The following is a 16,210-nucleotide window of genomic DNA, read 5'->3' on the forward strand; positions in this document are numbered from 1 at the left end:
CGTGGAAGAATATCCCATCATCGACTTGTCCCACCTGCTGCCGGCGGCCCAGGGCTTGGCCCGTCTCCCGGCGGACGAACGCATCCATCGCCTTCGCGCCGACCGCTGGATCGGCTATCCGCGAGCAGTCGAGGCGCTGAACCGGCTGGAAATCCTGTATACGTGGCCAAACAAGCAACGCATGCCCAACCTGCTGCTGGTCGGCCCGACCAACAACGGCAAGTCGATGATCGTCGAGAAGTTCCGGCGCACGCATCCGGCCAGAGCCGACGCCGACCAGGAGCACATTCCGGTACTGGTCGTGCAGATGCCATCCGAACCGTCGGTAATCCGCTTCTACGTCGCGCTGCTCGCGGCGATGGGTGCGCCATTGCGACCGCGCCCACGGCTGCCAGAAATGGAACAACTGGCGCTGGCACTGCTGCGCAAGGTCGGCGTGCGCATGCTGGTGATCGACGAGTTGCACAACGTCCTGGCCGGTAACAGCGTCAATCGCCGGGAATTCCTCAATCTCCTGCGCTTCCTCGGCAATGAACTGCGCATCCCACTGGTCGGGGTCGGCACGCGCGACGCCTACCTGGCCATCCGCTCCGATGACCAGTTGGAAAATCGCTTCGAGCCGATGATGCTGCCGGTATGGGAGGCCAATCACGATTGCTGCTCACTGCTGGCCAGTTTCGCCGCTTCGCTTCCACTGCGGCGACCCTCGTCGATTGCCACGCTGGACATGGCCCGCTACCTGCTCACACGCAGCGAGGGCACCATCGGCGAACTGGCGCACTTGCTGATGGCGGCGGCCATCGTCGCCGTGGAGAGCGGCGAGGAAGCGATCAACCATCGCACGCTGAGCATGGCCGATTACACCGGTCCCAGCGAGCGGCGGCGGCAATTCGAGCGGGAACTGATGTGAAGCCAGCGCCACGCTGGCCACTGCATCCGGCCCCCAGAGAAGGCGAAGCCTTGTCTTCGTGGCTCAACCGCGTGGCCCTTTGCTATCACATGGAGGTGTCCGAGCTGCTGGAGCACGATCTTGGTCACGCTCAGGTTGATGACCTGGATACCGCGCCACCACTGGCGCTGTTGGCGATGCTCTCCCAGCGGAGCGGCATCGAGCCGGACCGGCTGCGTTGCATGAGTTTCGCCGGCTGGGTGCCTTGGCTACTGGACAGCCTTGATGATCAGATTCCAGACGCATTGGAAACCTATGCGTTCCAGCTCTCGGTGCTGCTGCCGAAACTCCGCCGTAGGACGCGATCCATCACGAGCTGGCGTGCCTGGCTGCCCAGCCAGCCGATACATCGCGCCTGTCCTCTCTGTCTGAACGACCCGGCAAACCAAGCCGTACTGCTTGCATGGAAGCTGCCCCTGATGCTGAGCTGCCCGCTGCATGGCTGCTGGCTGGAATCCTATTGGGGCGTGCCTGGGCGGTTTCTCGGCTGGGAGAACGCCGACACTGCGTCGCGCACCGCCAGCGACGCGATTGCAGTGATGGACCGGCGTACCTGGCAGGCACTGACGACCGGCCATGTGGAACTGCCGTGCCGACGCATCCACGCTGGATTGTGGTTTCGACTGCTACGCACGCTGCTCGATGAGCTGAACACCCCGCTTTCGGCGTGCGGAACCTACGCGGGGTATCTCCGCCAAGTCTGGCAAGGCTGCGGGCATCCGCTGCGTGCTGGGCAAAGTCTGTGGCGACCGTATGAAACCCTGAACCCGGCAATACGGTTGCAGATGCTGGAGGCGGCGGCAACGGCAATCAGCTTGATCGAGGTGAGGGATATCAGCCCGCCAGGCGAGCATGCAAAGCTGTTCTGGTCCGAGCTCCAAACCGGGTTCACCAGTGGTCTGCCGGCGAAACCGCCGAAGCCCGAACCCGTCAATCATTGGCAACGGGCGGTCCAAGCTATCAGTGAGGCGATCATTGAAGCCCGGCACGACCCCGAGACGGCACGCTCGCTGTTCGCGTTGGCTTCCTATGGTCGGCGCGATCCCGCTTCCCTGGAACAGTTGCGCGCCACCTTTGCAAAGGAAGGCATTCCCCCGGAATTTCTGTCACATTACGAGGCTGATGGACCCTTTGCATGTCTTAGACAGAATGACGGGTTAAGTGACAAATTTTGACGACCAGAACTTTCCGGTGCACACTGTCACATAATCGAACGTATATGTGACAGGTGAAACATGCTGATTGGCTACATGCGGGTATCGAAGGCGGATGGCTCCCAAGCCACCGACTTGCAGCGCGACGCGCTGATTGCTAACGGCGTCGATCCGGCCCATCTCTATGAGGATCAGGCGTCCGGCAAGCGCGAGGACCGACCCGGCCTGGTGTCTTGCCTGAAAGCGCTGCGGCCCGGCGACACGCTGGTGGTGTGGAAACTGGATCGCCTCGGGCGCGACCTGCGCCACCTGATCAACACCGTGCACGACATGACCGGCCGTGGCATCGGTCTGAAAGTGTTGACTGGGCACGGCGCAGCCATTGACACCACGACGGCCGCCGGCAAGTTGGTCTTTGGCATCTTCGCCGCGTTGGCCGAGTTCGAGCGCGAACTGATTGCCGAGCGCACGATTGCAGGATTGGCTTCGGCGAGGGCGCGCGGTAGAAAGGGCGGCCGGCCCTTCAAGATGACTGCCGCCAAGTTGCGGCTGGCGATGGCCGCTATGGGGCAGCCCGAAACCAAGGTCGGCGATCTATGTCAGGAACTGGGCATCACACGGCAGACCTTGTATCGGCACATTTCGCCGAAGGGCGAGTTGCGCCTTGATGGCGAGAAACTGCTCAGTCAAGTTTGATGGCAGGACAGCGGTTACTGTAGACGAATCGTGACGACTGGTTGAGTCAGTATGTGCTACCTGTTATCACTTGAACGCCAATAACAGAACGCCTCCGGCGACCATCGAAATGCCGGACCACTCCCTCAGTGACGGGCGTTCGCCCAAAAAGGCGAAAGCAAATACCGCCACCAGGACAAGACTGAGTTTATCCACTGGCGCAACCTTGGATGCATCGCCAATCTTGAGTGCGCGGAAGTAGCAGACCCACGATGCCCCTGTTGCCAAGCCGGACAGCCCGAGGAAAAGCCATGTCTTGGGTGATAACTCCAAGGGGTTGGCCCATTTCCCCGTGTACGCAACAAACGCCGACAGGACGACGATGATGATGGCCGTGCGGATCAAGGTGGCCAGATCGGAATCAACTCCCTGAATGCCAACCTTGGCAAAAATAGCCGTCAGTGCTGCAAAGATAGCGGACAGCAAAGCCCAATAAAACCACCCCGCCGAATTAATCATTTAGCCTGCCTCCGCGTTTCTCAAACCCCTACCGCATGGGAGCGATAACGGCAACATTTAAGCCAGTTTGCTTCTCTTGGTCTGAGAAGTCGAGGCGGATTTCAGCACCGATGCGATTGGCAATCGTCTGGACAATGGATAGTCCCAGACCCGAGCCGATCTGCTCGCTCCCCAGCGTGCGGTAGAAGGGATCAAACACTCGATCCCGTTCAGCCAACGGAATGCCAGGCCCACTGTCCTGAATACGTAGTACGACCTTCCCTTCCGAAACACCCACAGAAAGATCAACACGCCCTCCCTCTGGCGTGTAGCGGATGGCGTTATCGACCAGGTTCTTGACCACAGCGATCATGTCCAGCTCGCTTGCCCACACTTCGGCGTCCAGCGTGCCTTCGACACCAATGTCGATGTGCTTGGCCTCGGCCAGCGGCATCAGGTCTTCCAGCACGCGGCGGTAGATGCTCTGGACAGATACAGGCGACTTCGGCAGGTCGGTGGCCGACTGCGCCTTGGCCAAGGTCAAGAGTTGATCGAGCAGGCTGCGGCCGCGCTCGATCCCTTGGCGCAAAACCGTCAGCCGTTCGCGCGCCACGCTGGACATTTCCGCTTCCGCGAGCCGTTCTGCTTGCAGCGACATGGCTGTCAGCGGCGAACGTAGCTCGTGCGCGGCATCCGCGACAAAGCGGCGCTGAGATTCCATCGACTGGCCGACACGAGCGAGCAGGCGATTGATCGCCACGGCAAACGGACGTACCTCGACCGGAAGGTGGCGGTCTTCGACGGGATGCAGTTCCTGCTCTGCCCGCTGGTCTATTTCCTTGGACAGCGCCGCGATGGGCTGGAACATCTTGCGCACCAGGTCAGCAACGATCAACAGCAGCACCGGCACGAGAATCAAGAAAGGCATCACCGTGCGCAGTGCCCCGTCGCGGGCAATTTCATTGCGGAAGCCGGACTCCTGAGCCACAGCAATGCGTTCGCCGCTCGCTGTGGTCTTGACCAGCACGCGAAACGTCTCGCCACCAACTTCCAGCGTGTGCAATCCATCTGCCAAGGTCGCCGGGAGCGGGAGCACGCCTCCTGCGTCCACGCCTACCGTAGAGGGACTGACCTCACCCAAGCGCTGGACGATCACGCGCGACTCTTCATCGACATCCTTGAGACGGATATCGGTGGTTGGCACGGCAGGCAACAAGCGCTGACGATCCATGAGCTGCGCCACCTGGCGCAATACATCGTCCTGTAGTTCGTGGGCTTCATCGAAGGCGGACAGGAACGAGAAGACGCCCGCCACAACGGCCACCACGAGGATGGCCAGCGACAAGGTGAAGGACAGCTTGAGCTGCACCGATTCGTTCAAGCGCCTTTTGAGACCATCCATCCGACCCCCCTGACGTTCTTGATGACCTCGCCACCGAGCTTGCGCCGCAGTGCGTGGATCAGATATTCGACGGCATTGCTTTCGACCTCTTCCCCCCAGCCATAGATGCGATCCTCCAGTTCGCTGCGCGAAAGGATGGCACCAGGCCGAACCAGCAAGGCTTGCAGTAGCGAGAACTCGCGGTTGGACAGTTGCACTTGGGGGCCATCATTGGCACAAGCCTCTTTGGTGGCCGGGTCGAGCGTCACCACGCCGTTGCTGAGCACTGGTGCTGCCGTGCCACCTTTGCGCCTCAGGACGGCGCGCATCCGGGCCAGTAGTTCCGCCATCTGAAAGGGCTTGGACACGTAGTCGTCGGCCCCGCCATCCAGGCCGCGCAGACGGTCATCCAGACCATCGCGAGCCGTGATGATGAGCAGGGGAATCGGGTTGTCCTTGGCTCGGATGCTGGCCAGCACCTCCAGCCCATCCTTGCCGGGCAGACCGAGGTCGAGTAGCACCAGGTCGTAGTGCTGGCAGCCCAGCGTGGTGAGCGCCGTCTGCCCATCCTTCACCCAGTCGGCGGCGTAGGACGCATCCTTCAATGCGCCCTGGATCGCGTCACCGATCATGGGATCGTCTTCGACCAGCAATACCCGCACTCACCCTCCCTTCAATTGTTGTTCAATGCGCCGTCCTGGCGGCTCGCTGCCTGAACAGCAGGATTGCCACCACTATGAAGGTGAGCAGCGCGGCCGACGCTGAATAGCGGCTCAGCGCCAAGCCGCCCGCGCTCACCGGCTTGTCCAGAAAATCGCCGACCACGGCACCTAGCGGACGCGTCAGGATGAACGCCGCCCAGAACAGCAGCGTGCGGGACACGCTCGTCCAGTAGTAGGCTGCCACGACCAGCGCGAGCAGCCCGCCGAACACGACGGCCGCACCCGTGTATCCCAGGCCCGCCGTATCAGCCGTCCAGTCGCCCAGCGCGGTGCCCAGCGTCTGGGAGAACATAATCGTCAACCAGTAAAAGGCTTCCGCCTTGGGCGAGCTGACCGTGCTTACCGACACGGAGCCAAGGGTGCGATGCCAGACGAAGAGAGAGCCAAGCAGCAAGGCCAGCAGCAAGCTCGAACCGCCAGCGTACCCGATTCCGAGCGATCGGTCCGCGAAATCGGCCAGCGTCGTGCCGACCGTGGTTGTCGCGATGATGGTCGTCCAGTACAGGAAGGGGTGGAAGTCCTTGGCCTTGACCTGCGCGACCACGGCAGCCAGGAAGATCGCCGCGAAGATGGCTGTACCGACCAGGTAGCCCAGGTTCATGGACATCGAAACCGCATCACCGCCAGTTTCACCGAGCGTCGTGGCGGCAATCTTGATGAGCCAGAAGCCCAGCGTAACTTCGGGCACCTTGGCCAAAGCGTGTTCAGTGGATGTTTTCATGGGGCGCGCTCACTTTCCTTCGAGCGTGTTAAAGGTTTTCAGCAGGGCATCCATCGCAGCCTTGCAGTCAGCCTGGCTTGGCGTGTCTGCGCGAAGCGCCGCAAGCGACTTGTCGATGGCCTTGTCGAGCAGATGCCAGTCATCTGCCGCGCGCGGTTTGAGTCCGGCTTCGGCCGAGTCCCATGCGACTTCCAAGTCCTTGATGCGTGACTTGGCAGCAGGCAGATCGCCCTTGTCAACAGTGGCGGCGACATCGGTGGCGATGCTGCGGAAGGCCGACAGGTCGCCCAGCTTGGAGGCAGTTTTGCCTTGCGAGGCCGAGACAGTCTGGGCCGGTGTAGTTGATGCTGTGCTTGCGTTGTTCTGATCGGCAGATTTGGAACAACCAGCCGCGAGGGCCAAGAGCACGGCGGCCGAAATGGCGGCAACAGGGCGAGCGATTGAGTGCTTTATGAGCATGTTTTTCTCCTTGTGTAGAGCGAAGATGGTTATTCGACGAGCTGGGCCGAGCGGCGTCCATTCATGCCGATCTGCGCGACGGCCACCAGCATGACGATCACCGTGAGGAACAAGGCGCTTGTCCACATGGCACCCATGCCAAGGCCGCCATAGGTCTTGGCCTGAGTCAGCAAGTCGCCGAGTGCGGCCCCGAAGGGGCGGGTCAATATGTAGGCGATCCAGAAGGTCAGAACGGCGTTGCCGCCCATGCGCCAGGCGGTATAGGTGATGCCAATCAGCACACCGAACGCCACCGCGCCCCAGGTAAAGCCCAAGCCCAATGCCTCGGTCGCCAAATCGCCAGCAGCCGTGCCCAGCGCGAACGTGCAGAGGATGGCAGCCCAATAGAACAGCTCCCGGCTGCGCGTCACAATGTCGTGAATGGACAGGGTGCGCTCGATCCGATACCAGACGAAGAAGATCGCGGCGAGCGCAACGGCGAACGCCGAGGTGCTGATGTACAGGCTGACGCCAAGGCCATCGGTCAGCAGATCGGTGATCTGGGTGCCGACCACGCTGACCAGTACCACCGTCAGCCAGTAAATCCAAGGGGTATAGCGTCGGGTGCGCAACTGCATGAACAAGGCGGCCGCCAACAGGGCAGCCATGACGGTTCGAGTCACGCCTTGCCCCCACCCTGCGTTGACCGCCAGGAAATCGGCTCCCGTCTCGCCCACCGTGGTGGACATGATCTTGATGATCCAGAACGACAGCGCGACTTCCGGGACTTTATTGAGCCAGCCAGTGGTGCTGCTCGTGGGCAATTTGTTCATGGTGTTCTCCTGCCGGGGGTGAAATGGTTTGCCAGCAGTTTGAACATGCTGACTTAGCCCGCCCATAGGCTCACTCGCGCACCCATCCAAGCGCGATCAACCCGCTGAAAAGCCGCCGATGGATTCCGGTGGAAAGTTGATAACTTGGCAATAGATACCAGTGTGCTTCACGTAACGTCAGCCAGGCACAGATTGCAGCAACGGCGATGGCCCCGAGCATGTCGAATGGGAAGTGCACTCCAAGGTAGATGCGCGCCCAGGCAATGGGAACGCCCAGCAAAGCCAAAGTCACGCCTGCAATTCGTGGGCCTCGTTGCAGCGCGAGGCTGAAGGCAACCGCCCACCACAGCGTCAGGTGATCGCTTGGGAAAGACGAATCGGCAACATGAGGGATGAGGGTGTGACCCAGGCCGATCATGAAAGGTCGAGGATGCAACCAAGCCAGGCCGATGATCTGGTTGATGAGCAGGCCCAGCAATCCCGATGCGCTAGCAACGAGCATCGTCTTGCGGGTAGGCTCGCCGCCGCGAAGCCAGCCGATGCCGATCAGGAGTGGAACCGCCCAGATGAGCTGTTCGGCAAAGAAGGTGGCCAACGTCAGAGCCAAAGCACTGGGATGCTCCGGTGCGTTGAGCCAGAGAAAAAATGTATGGTTGAGTGATTCCATGAGGTCTCCGGGCCGGATCGCCTCCGAGGGAAACGATCCGGCCATACTGTCGGGAGTCAGTCCCGCTTGTCGTGGTCATCATCGTGATCCGCCTTGTCCTCGGCAGACGAGATGACCGTGCCCTTGTCGGCATCGACCCGGACATCGAAGACCTTGGCCCCGCTGACGACTTCCACGTCGTAGACCCAGCCTTGCTTCGAGTTCTCGTACTCGGCGCGTGACGCCTTGCCATTGGCGTGCTGCTCGGCGACGGTGACCGCCTGAGTGAGGGGAATCTTGGCCTTGCTGATTGCCAGTGCGTCGTTTTCCATACCGCCATTGGCGGCGTAGGCGACCGCGCCGGTTGCAGCGATGGCGACGGCCAGAAGGGAAAGTTTGGTATAGCGGTACATGATGCTTCTCCAGAAGAGTGCAGGGATTTGCACAGTGGAGAAGGTACGCAGGCAGACTTAGCTCGCACTGAGCCGGGAAGTTTTCGCTCTCGCCGATGTAGTGTTATCGACTCCTGACAATTGGTGCAGTCGTCTTCTGAAAATGACACGAGGGGGATACCGTGGTCGTGCACAGTATGGACCGCTTGGCCCGCAACCTGGATGACCTCCGGCGCCTTGTGCAGAGCCTGACCAGGCGCGGCGTACGCATCGAGTTCGCCAAGGAGTGTTTGGCCTTTACCGGTGAGGACTCGCCAATGGCGAACCTGATGCTGTCGGTCATGGGCGCCTTTGCCGAGTTCGAGCGCGCCCTGATCCGTGAACGGCAGCGCGAGGGGATCGCGCTGGCCAAGCAACGTGGGGCCTACCGTGGCCGCAAAAAAGCGCTCGCGCCCGAGCGTGTGACTGAGCTACGCACTCGGGTCGCCGCCGGCGAGCCGAAAGCGGTCGTGGCCCGCGACCTTGGCATCAGTCGAGAAACCCTCTACCAGTACCTAAAAACGCGCACCGTATGAACGTTCATGCACTCATGATCGGACAGCCCTGAGCCCGGATTCTCTGCTCCATGTGCTTCTCTTTCATCAGATTTCCAAGAAATCGAACAAATGCCACGCCGCTCACTGCTTTCCGATACTGAACGCGACAGCCTGCTCGTGTTGCCCGAAAGTCAGGATGATCTGATCCAACAATATAGCTTCACGGACGCCGACCTGGCGTTGATCCGGCAACGCCGTGGCGCCGCAAACCGCCTCGGCTTCGCCGTGCAGATGTGCCTGCTGCGCTACCCTGGCTACGCGTTGGCCAGCGACACCATGCTGCCAGATCCTGTGATCCATTGGGTTGCCAAGCAGGTGCGCGGCGACGCCGGCGCCTGGCCGGAATATGGCGGACGGGAGAAAACGCGCAACGAGCACCTGCACGAGCTGCGCGCTTACCTCGGGCTGTCCGTGTTTGGCCTGCCTGATTTCCGCAAGCTGGTACACAGCCTGGCTGACCTCGCCATGCAGACCGACAAGGCCATGATCCTGGCTGCGCATTCCCTCGAAACGCTGCGCCAGAAGCGCATCATTCTGCCGGCGTTGACCGTCATCGAGCGCGCCTGCGCCGAGGCCGTGACGAGGGCGAACCGGCGGCTCTATCGCACGTTGATCGAGCCGCTGGAGCGCCACCACAAGCGCTCCCTGGACAACCTGCTCAACGTCGCGCCTGACATGAGCATTACCTGGCTCGTGTGGCTCCGCCAGTCGCCGCTCAAGCCCAATTCCCGCTACATGCGCGAGCACATCGAACGCCTCAAAGTGTTCCAGTCGGGGGTCATGCCAAGATTCGGGCAATCGGCTATCATAAGCCGCTGGGTTATATAAACAAGAAGAAACATTCCCTTTAGTTATAACTTTGGTCTAGAACTTTGCCATCGTCCTCGGCTAGACTGGCTGGCCCTTCAGAGATTGTCGAGATCCTGTATGGCCACCGTCGAGCGTACCGCCTACCCGCGTTTCCCGAAGGTTTTCTCCACTAAGGAGCTACAGGCGTGTTACACGCCGGATGCCGAGGAACTGGAGTGGGCCACCCGCTCAACACGTGGACAAGTGCCGCGACTTGGCTTGCTGGTGCTGCTGAAGGTCTTCCAGCAACTGCATTACTTCCCCAACCTGGACAGCATTCCCGTCGTCGTGATTGACCACGTGCGCGCCAGCGCTGGTCTGGCGCCAGATGCCGCATTTGGCTATGACCGCAAGCTATCCCCCACGCTGTACCGGCATTACACGGCGGTACGCGAATTTCTCGGCGTCCAGCCCTATATCGGCACCGATGGCAACGAGGTCACGATCCGCGCCGCGCGCGAAGCCGCGGAAACTATGGACCAGCAAGTGGACATCATCAATGCCACCATTGATGCGCTGATCCTGCGCCAGGTCGAGTTGCCAGCGTTCTCCACCCTAGACAACATTGCCGAGCAGATTCACACCCGCACGCAGACCGCACTGTTTCGAAGCGTTGCAAGGCGTTTGTCGGACGAGGAACGGCAGCGGCTGGACCGGCTTCTCACCCGGGAATTCACCAACCGACTTACCGCCTACAACAACATCAAGCGCCACGCGCGCCGTCCATCACGCAAGCATCTCAACCTACTCATAGAACACCTGACCTTACTTGACGGGCTTGGCGATTTCTCTCGCGCAATCGCAGGCGTGCCAGCCTCGAAGCTGCGCTCGCTGGCCAGCCAGGCCATGAGCCTGGACGCGGCCAATCTAAGGGAGATTCTACCTGAGAAGCGCTACACGCTGATCGTTGCCTTGCTCAACCATATGCGCGTGCCCACCCGCGACGATCTCGCGGAAATGTTCATCCGTCGCATGGGCTCCATCCACAAGCGAGCGCGCGACGAGATGGAGCGCATCCAGTCCCGTCAGCGCGCCCAGATGGAGAAGCTGGTCAGCTTGCTCGACGGCGTGGTCGATATCGTCGCCGATGGCCAGGACGACGCGCTGATCGGCCGGCAGGTGCGCCGCTTCCTCGCGCCGTCCGGCGATCTGGAGCCGCTGCGCGAGAGCTGCGCCGAGGTGCGGGCCTTCAGCGGCAACAATTACCTGCCACTACTATGGCGGCATTTCCGCGCGCATCGCTCCGTCATGCTGCGCCTGGCGCAGGTGCTGGAATGGGAGTCGACCAGCCAGTCGCGCACGCTGCTGGCGGCACTTGCGGTAGTGCTGGACAATGAATCCCTGCATCGCGAATGGATCGCCGCCGACGTCGATGTGAGCTTCGCCTCGGAACGTTGGCGAAAGCTGGTGCGTCGCCCCCACGACCAGGGCGCCCCTACCAACCGGCGCTACCTGGAACTGTGCGTGCTCTCGCATATGGTCAACGAGCTGCGATCCGGCGACTTGTGCGTGGTGGGTTCGGATGCCTTTGCCGATTACCGTGCGCACCTGCTGCCCTGGCGCGAATGCGAACGGCGCCTGCCGGAATACTGCGCCAAGCTGGACATGCCAGCCAACGCGCAGGACTTCGTGGTGTATCTGCGCCAGTGGCTCGCCGACACGGCGCGCACGCTGGATGCCGGTTTTCCCGACAAGCGCCAGCACGTCACCATCGGCCAGGATGGCGAGCCGGTGCTCAAGCGCACCGTCGCCCGGGAGATTCCGGCCAGCGCCGTTGCCTTGCAGCAGGCGCTGATCCGACGTATGCCGACGCGCAACCTGCTGGACGTGCTGGCCAACATCGAGCACTGGACCCGCTTCACACGGCACTTCGGCCCGCTCTCCGGCAGCGACCCGAAGATCCGCAATGCGGCCGAGCGCTACCTGCTGACCATCTTCGCCATGGGCTGCAACCTGGGACCCACCCAGGCGGCCCGCCATATGGGGGAACGGGTCACGCCGCACATGATGTCGTTCGTCAACCGCCGGCATCTGAGCCTGGAGCGTCTCGAAACCGCGCAGCGGGAATTGATCGAGCTGTATCTGCGGCTCGACCTGCCCAAGCACTGGGGGGATGGCAAGACCGTCGCGGCTGACGGCACCCAGTACGACTTCTACGACAACAACCTCCTGGCCGGCTACCACTTTCGGTACCGCAAGATGGGCGCGGTGGCCTACCGGCATGTGGCCGACAACTACATCGCGGTGTTCCGGCATTTCATTCCGCCCGGCGTGTGGGAAGCCATCTACGTGATCGAGGGTCTGCTCAAGGCCGGCTTGAGCGTCGAGGCCGATACCGTGCATGCCGACACCCAGGGTCAGTCGGCCGCGGTGTTCGCCTTCACGCATCTGCTGGGCATCAACCTGATGCCGCGCATCCGCAATTGGCAGGATCTGAAGCTTTACCGTGCCGATGCGAACATCAAATACAAGCACATCGACCGGCTGTTCTCGGACACCGTGGACTGGGACCTGATCGCCTTCCACTGGAAGGACCTGATGCAGGTGGCGCTATCGATTCAGGCCGGAACAATCTCCTCGCCGCTCCTGCTGCGCCGGTTCGGCTCGGAAAGCCGCCGCAACCGCCTGTTTCTGGCGGCGCAGGAACTCGGCAAGGTCGTGCGCACGGCGTTCCTGCTCGAATGGATTGGCAGCCGCGAGTTGCGCCAGGAGATCACCGCCACCACCAACAAGATCGAGTCCTACAATGGCTTTGCCAAATGGTTCTCGTTCGGCGGCGATGTGCTGGCCGAGAACGATCCCGATGAGCAGCAGAAGCGTCTGCGCTACAACGACTTGATCGCCTCGGCCGTGATTCTTCAGAACACGGCGGACATGATGCAGGCCCTGCGCGCGATGGTGAAGGAAGGGATCAAAGTCGACGTGGCCGACATCGGCTTCCTGAGTCCCTACCTCACTAGCAACATCAAGCGCTTCGGCGACTATAAACTCAACCTGGAGCGGGTGCCGGAAGCCTGGATTCGCGACAGCCTCTTTGCCGCTCCCGCCCATTCCGTCCGCAAGCCTCGCCATGCCTGATACCGATACACCTTACGGCAGGGTCGACGCTGAGGCGTTGCAAGCGCTTCGGGACACGTTCGACACGACCACCATCCTGCGCGTGGTGGAACAACTCGATGCGATCCGCGCGCGTTGCTGTGAGCCAGCCGGACTGCGCGACGATCTGCTGCGCTTGCACGGCATGGCACATACTCTGATCAACGGCGCCGCATTGTCGTATCCAACCACTGGCCCGACCCTCGTGGACGAAACCGAGGCCATCATAGAGGAGTTGGATGACTGGATCTTGCTGCTCAAGCGCGCCGTTCAAGCGCTGCGCCCGCTGGAGCCGCTTCGCCCTCGCGACGATAGCTGACTCGGCTAGGTCGCTTGCGCGTCGAGACGGCGCATGTGAGGCCGGTTCCGACGAAGCAGCAGGACAAAAGTCAGTACGATAGCCGGAGCAACTTAGCCGCGTCCATTAGGCCCTTCGGCGCACTTTTTCCGCTTGCAGCGATGCGATCAACTGGCAGTACATTGCCTGTCGGGCATGGCAGGCGAACAAGCTCGGACATCATCAGATGTGTACAGTCGAGGTTGGTGTAGGAAATTGCAGCTATTTTTCTGACTTTCTGGTGCGCGCCAGTGAGTCGGCGCCGCATTGATTGGGCAGCCTTCGGTCGGGCTTGTGGGCGTCGCGGATACCAGGCAAACAGTGTAAGCGCTCAATTGACGACGTCTGGTATTGAAGGCTGAACGTTGGCAGGCTTGCGTCCGCAAAGACTTTGCGGACGCAAACATGATCCAAGACGAGATTGACCTATTTCCGCTGCAGGCGGTGCGAGTCCGCTCCAATGGGAAGCGCGACTACGAGCCAGCGGCCAAGCGGCGTCTGATTGAGTTCTGCCTTCAATCGGGAGCATCGGTTTCGGGCACGGCTCTCAAGGCTGGCATCAACGCTAATCAGTTGCGCAAATGGATTCGGGAGTACCGAGATTCAGCGCAGGCGCGAGGTGCATTGCCGGCATTCGTGCCGGTTGTCCAGGAGGTTCTGGATTCGCGGCCGATCGAGACACCTGCAAAGGTCGTGGTGCCTCGCCGCGAAGCGGCCTCAGCGACTGCCGATTCGCCACCGCAGCGAGCGCTACCGCTGGCACTCTTGAGCGCGAAGCTACCCAACGGGGTATCACTCGAGCTCGAATGCGACGAGCGACACGTGGCGCTCGTAAGGGCAATGATCGAAGCCCTGAATGGAGGCCATTGATGTTCCGCCTCGACGCTGGGCTGCGGGTGTACCTGCATCGCGACGCTGTGGACTTCCGTAAGAACATCAACGGCCTGGCACTGCTGGTCGAGCAGGCGCTCGGGCTGGATCCGTTTGCATCTGCTGTATTTGTGTTCCGCAACCAGCGGGCCGATCGCATCAAGATTCTCGGCTGGGATCGCAACGGCTTCTGGCTACTGTTGAAGCGATTGGAGGCGGACCGGTTTGCTTGGCCACGCGAGGCGTCGGTGGCCACGCTGACGGTCGAACAGTTGCACTGGCTGCTCGAGGGAATCGACATCGAGGCGATGCGCCGGCACCCGCACCGAGAATACCATCGCGCTGCGTGAACGCTGCTTGGCGGCAGCGGTCTAACCCGCCATGCCATCCACGCCCGTCACCGTTACCGCCGCCGAGCTGCAACTGTTGCGAGACGCCGAGCGCGAGCTCAAGGCAATACTCGCGGAACGCGAGGCAATCAAGGGCGAGCTGCGTGTGATGACGGTCCAGCGAGACCTGCTCTTGGAACAGCTCAAGGCGTTCCAGCGTAAGCTGTTCGCCGCCAAGAGCGAGGCGCGAGGCTCGGAGCAGAAGGACTTGTTCCTCAATGAGGCCGAAGCCATGGCGGCAGCGGCCGCGCAGCCGGCGCAGGAAGAAGAAGGTACGCCCGAGACCGAAGTGGCCGGGCACACACGCAAGAAGCGTGGCCGTAAGCCGCTCGACCCGGCGCTGCCCCGTGTCGAGGTTCGTCACGAACTACCCGAATCGGAACGCGTCTGCCCCCTCGATGGCCAGACTCTGGTCGAGATTGCCGTTGAGGTCAGCGAACAGCTCGACATCGTGCCGCAACAGGTCCGCGTGATCCAGCACCAGCGGGTCAAGTACGCCTGCCCATGCTGCGACGGCGGCATCAAGACGACGCCGGCACCGGCACGCATTATTCCCAAGGGACTCCTTACCGAATCGGCGCTGGCCTGGTGCATCACCTCGAAGTATCAGGATGGCCTGCCGCTGTACCGCCAGGCAGCGCTGCTGCATCGCTTCGGCGGGGACCTCTCTCGCGGCACCCTGGCCGCAAGCATAGTGCGAGTAGGCCAAGCGGTGCAGCCAATCATCAACCTGCTGCGTGACCATCTGCTGGAAGCAGACGTCGTGTACGGTGATGAGACAACGGTACAGGTGCTCAAGGAGTCCGGCAGGCCTGCCCAGAGAAAGAGCTTCCTATGGGCGCAGATGAATGGCACGGGCCCGCCGGTACGGTTGTTTGCCTATAGCCCCACACGCGAGACAAAGCAGGCTACGGCTCTCTATGCCGGCATCAAGCCTGGGTCGGTGTTGATGACCGACGGCTATGCACCATACGACGACGTCGCAAACACCTATCAGTTGGTGCACCTCGGATGCTGGGCGCACGCGCGGCGCTACCTGGTCGAGGCGGAGCAAGCCTTGCCCAAGGACAAGCGCGCCGACCACACGGTCACCGGATTCCTGCAGCGCATCGGCAAGCTGTTTGCCATCGAACGCCACACGCTCGAGATGAGGCCGGAACAACGGCAGCAAGTTCGCGCCGAACAAAGCCAGCCGCTGCTGGCCGAGATCGAAACGATGCTGCTGCAACACCTGCATACCGTACTGCCGCAAAGCCTGTTCGGCAAGGCGCTGCACTACCTGCATGGGCAGTGGCCAAAGCTCGTGCGCTACATCGAGAACGGAACTTGGCCGATCTCGAACAATCCCTGCGAGAACGCGATTAGGCCATTCGTGATCGGACGGAGAAACTTCCTCTTCTGCGACACCGTGGCCGGTGCCAACGCCAGCGCAAGTCTTTACTCACTGGTGGAAACCTGCAAGGCCAACGACGTCGATCCGTATCAGTATCTCGTTGCCTTGTTCAAGGCGTTGCCACACGCACAGACCGCCGACGACTACGAGGCTCTGCTGCCCTGGACGCTCAAGTCCTCAGACGCCTAGCGGATACCGCCGGCGGCCGCAAGGGACGCCCTCAAAAGACCGCTTACCAAACAGTCATACAAAAGATCCTTGTCAAGGAAAT

The 16,210-nt window shown here is 61.5% G+C and carries 17 protein-coding genes and 1 pseudogene; 10 read left to right on the forward strand and 8 right to left on the reverse strand.

Annotated elements, in window-relative coordinates; genetic code table 11:
- Position 1 precedes the first annotated feature (1 nt).
- Genes KHO18_RS07670 through KHO18_RS07680 form a run of 3 tightly spaced genes read left to right on the forward strand, consistent with a single transcriptional unit; the run spans position 2 to position 2,799 of the window.
- Positions 2-910 carry a TniB family NTP-binding protein gene (locus KHO18_RS07670; protein ID WP_009687862.1) on the forward strand — a complete coding sequence of 303 codons (909 nt, stop codon included), beginning with the start codon at positions 2-4 and terminating at the stop codon, positions 908-910.
- The gene (locus tag KHO18_RS07675; protein WP_011517528.1) at positions 907-2,124 is read left to right on the forward strand and encodes a TniQ family protein; all 1,218 of its coding nucleotides are present in this window, start codon (positions 907-909) and stop codon (positions 2,122-2,124) included. The genes KHO18_RS07670 and KHO18_RS07675 overlap by 4 nt, the downstream gene beginning before the upstream one ends.
- A gap of 60 nt (positions 2,125-2,184) precedes the next feature.
- Positions 2,185-2,799 (forward strand): recombinase family protein, encoded by a 615-nt coding sequence (locus tag KHO18_RS07680; RefSeq protein ID WP_011875630.1) that lies wholly within the window; start codon positions 2,185-2,187, stop codon positions 2,797-2,799.
- Positions 2,800-2,865: 66 nt separating this feature from the next.
- Here KHO18_RS07680 and KHO18_RS07685 read toward each other — a convergent pair whose 3' ends face one another.
- The 8 genes from KHO18_RS07685 to KHO18_RS07720 form a co-directional block, all read right to left on the reverse strand.
- The gene (locus KHO18_RS07685; RefSeq protein ID WP_021161961.1) at positions 2,866-3,297 is read right to left on the reverse strand and encodes an EamA family transporter; all 432 of its coding nucleotides are present in this window, start codon (positions 3,295-3,297) and stop codon (positions 2,866-2,868) included.
- A gap of 28 nt (positions 3,298-3,325) precedes the next feature.
- A complete protein-coding gene (locus tag KHO18_RS07690; protein WP_011875627.1) occupies positions 3,326-4,678 on the reverse strand; it encodes a sensor histidine kinase in 1,353 nt (450 codons plus the stop codon).
- The gene (locus KHO18_RS07695; protein WP_011875626.1) at positions 4,654-5,319 is read right to left on the reverse strand and encodes a response regulator transcription factor; all 666 of its coding nucleotides are present in this window, start codon (positions 5,317-5,319) and stop codon (positions 4,654-4,656) included. Before KHO18_RS07695 ends, KHO18_RS07690 begins: the two co-directional genes overlap by 25 nt.
- Positions 5,320-5,341: 22 nt before the next feature.
- A complete protein-coding gene (locus tag KHO18_RS07700) occupies positions 5,342-6,100 on the reverse strand; it encodes a COG4705 family protein (RefSeq protein ID WP_011875625.1) in 759 nt (252 codons plus the stop codon).
- A gap of 9 nt (positions 6,101-6,109) precedes the next feature.
- Complete coding sequence (locus KHO18_RS07705; RefSeq protein WP_011875624.1) at positions 6,110-6,559, reverse strand: hypothetical protein; 450 nt, start codon at positions 6,557-6,559, stop codon at positions 6,110-6,112.
- A gap of 29 nt (positions 6,560-6,588) precedes the next feature.
- Entirely contained in the window at positions 6,589-7,371 is a 783-nt protein-coding gene (locus KHO18_RS07710; RefSeq protein ID WP_005797951.1) for a COG4705 family protein, read from the reverse strand.
- 70 nt (positions 7,372-7,441) lie between these two features.
- Complete coding sequence (locus KHO18_RS07715) at positions 7,442-8,038, reverse strand: undecaprenyl-diphosphatase (RefSeq protein ID WP_011517526.1); 597 nt, start codon at positions 8,036-8,038, stop codon at positions 7,442-7,444.
- Positions 8,039-8,094: 56 nt separating this feature from the next.
- Positions 8,095-8,430, reverse strand: coding sequence for a PepSY domain-containing protein (locus KHO18_RS07720; RefSeq protein ID WP_005797945.1), 336 nt, complete (start codon positions 8,428-8,430; stop codon positions 8,095-8,097).
- Between the two features lie 161 nt (positions 8,431-8,591).
- Between KHO18_RS07720 and KHO18_RS07725 the strand changes: the two genes are divergently transcribed.
- From KHO18_RS07725 to tnpC (KHO18_RS07755), 7 genes and pseudogenes are all read left to right on the forward strand, one after another.
- Positions 8,592-8,984 carry a recombinase family protein gene (locus tag KHO18_RS07725; protein WP_144200088.1) on the forward strand — a complete coding sequence of 131 codons (393 nt, stop codon included), beginning with the start codon at positions 8,592-8,594 and terminating at the stop codon, positions 8,982-8,984.
- Between the two features lie 90 nt (positions 8,985-9,074).
- Positions 9,075-9,791, forward strand: a pseudogene (locus KHO18_RS07730) (DUF4158 domain-containing protein); the annotation flags it as partial.
- Between the two features lie 141 nt (positions 9,792-9,932).
- Positions 9,933-12,932, forward strand: coding sequence for a Tn3 family transposase (locus KHO18_RS07735; RefSeq protein ID WP_053821761.1), 3,000 nt, complete (start codon positions 9,933-9,935; stop codon positions 12,930-12,932).
- A complete protein-coding gene (gene tnpC / locus KHO18_RS07740) occupies positions 12,925-13,269 on the forward strand; it encodes a Tn3 family transposase post-transcriptional regulator TnpC (protein WP_053821762.1) in 345 nt (114 codons plus the stop codon). The genes KHO18_RS07735 and tnpC (KHO18_RS07740) overlap by 8 nt, the downstream gene beginning before the upstream one ends.
- A 423-nt stretch (positions 13,270-13,692) precedes the next feature.
- Positions 13,693-14,157, forward strand: coding sequence for an IS66-like element accessory protein TnpA (gene tnpA, locus KHO18_RS07745; RefSeq protein WP_017514071.1), 465 nt, complete (start codon positions 13,693-13,695; stop codon positions 14,155-14,157).
- Positions 14,157-14,507 carry an IS66 family insertion sequence element accessory protein TnpB gene (gene tnpB / locus KHO18_RS07750; protein ID WP_017514072.1) on the forward strand — a complete coding sequence of 117 codons (351 nt, stop codon included), beginning with the start codon at positions 14,157-14,159 and terminating at the stop codon, positions 14,505-14,507. Before tnpA ends, tnpB begins: the two co-directional genes overlap by 1 nt.
- A gap of 31 nt (positions 14,508-14,538) precedes the next feature.
- Positions 14,539-16,128, forward strand: a complete 1,590-nt coding sequence (gene tnpC, locus KHO18_RS07755) for an IS66 family transposase (RefSeq protein WP_034021473.1) — start codon at positions 14,539-14,541, stop codon at positions 16,126-16,128.
- The last annotated feature ends 82 nt before the right edge of the window (positions 16,129-16,210 follow it).

The sequence above is a fragment of the Cupriavidus campinensis genome (assembly GCF_905397395.1).
In the GTDB taxonomy this organism is placed as follows: Bacteria; Pseudomonadota; Gammaproteobacteria; order Burkholderiales; family Burkholderiaceae; genus Cupriavidus; species Cupriavidus campinensis.